At 63.9% G+C, this 1,184-nt stretch carries 1 protein-coding gene; it reads right to left on the bottom strand.

The window, feature by feature from the left end; genetic code table 11:
- Positions 1-27 precede the first annotated feature (27 nt).
- Positions 28-1,184 (bottom strand): IS1182-like element ISBrsp10 family transposase (locus AC0L2J_RS34730; RefSeq protein ID WP_473395979.1); only part of this gene is annotated, 1,157 nt, incomplete at its 5' end.

The following is a 1,184-nucleotide window of genomic DNA, read 5'->3' as shown; positions in this document are numbered from 1 at the left end:
GGCGCCTGTTGGTGCGGGCTCGCCTATTTATGCCGCTTGCGCCTTGGCGTGTAAGGCGAAGAAGCGCATCATGTTGTGAGCGACCGCGAACCACAACAGGTGGATGCGGGCCTTGATCTTGCCGCGCAGGGATAACTGGCGCAGGCCCATGCGTCGGGCATGGGCGTTGATGCATTCGTGTTCGCAACGCAGCCGGTAGAACGCCTTGCCATCGTCGCTCTTCATGCGTTCACGCCAGTCCGCGACGCCAACACCGTCACCTTTCTTCGGGGCATAAGGGTCGGTGCCGTGTTTTGTCTGCGCTGGCGGACACCACACTTTTATACCGTTGGCATGGGCCCACTCAATGGCTTCGTTTTTGGTGAAGCCGCCATCGACCAGATAGTTGGAGGGTTGGTAGCCTTCGGCATGCACCATCTCGATCCCCGGCTGGGCCAAGCCCCGATCCGAGCCGCTGGTATCGATATCGACCGCAACGATCACCTGGTGTTCCGGAGCCGATACGATCTGTGTGTTGTAGGCCGGGCGCCATCCGCCATCGGCCATCTTCATCACCCGTGCGTCGGCATCGGTGGTGGAAGCGCGCGGCGACTTCTGCTTGGCCACCTCTTTCTTGTTGGTTTTCTCTCGCCGCTCCCGCTCGGCTTCCAGCTCCTTCATGCGTTCCTGCGCCGCCGCGATCCGCTCCGCACGCTCGCGGGCGCCACGCTCCTTTGCCGCACGCCGACGCCGATCATCGGCCGCAGGATCGGTCTCGACTTCAAAGCGCAGGCGCTCCACCCGCGTCTGCGCTGCCGTCTTCAACTCATCAAGCCGTGGCCGCCGGCGGAACGAGCCCGCTCCGGCCGCCGCGCGCACCCGCAAACCATCCTGCGCCAAGGTGTCGAGCGACACCAATCCAGCGTCCACCATCGACGCGACGCCCTGTGTCAGCAGCCGTTCCAGAACCGCCATATGGGCGATCCGGAAGTTCGACAGGCTGTGATAGTTCATCGACACTCCGCCGCACAACCAACGATAGATCAGATGATCCCGGCACAGCCGGTCCAGTTGGCGAGCGCTGCCCACTCCATCGATCGTGGCCCAGAGCCAAAGCGCCAGCATCAGCTTCGGCGAGGCCGGCGGATGTCCGGGCTCGCCCTCCCGCGCCTTGATGACGTCGTACAGCGCCGACAGATCCAGCC

The sequence above is a fragment of the Bradyrhizobium sp. MV1.5 genome, from assembly GCF_055807615.1.
The sequence above is the reverse complement of the archived record's forward strand: the minus strand, read 5'-3'. Positions and strand labels throughout refer to the sequence as shown.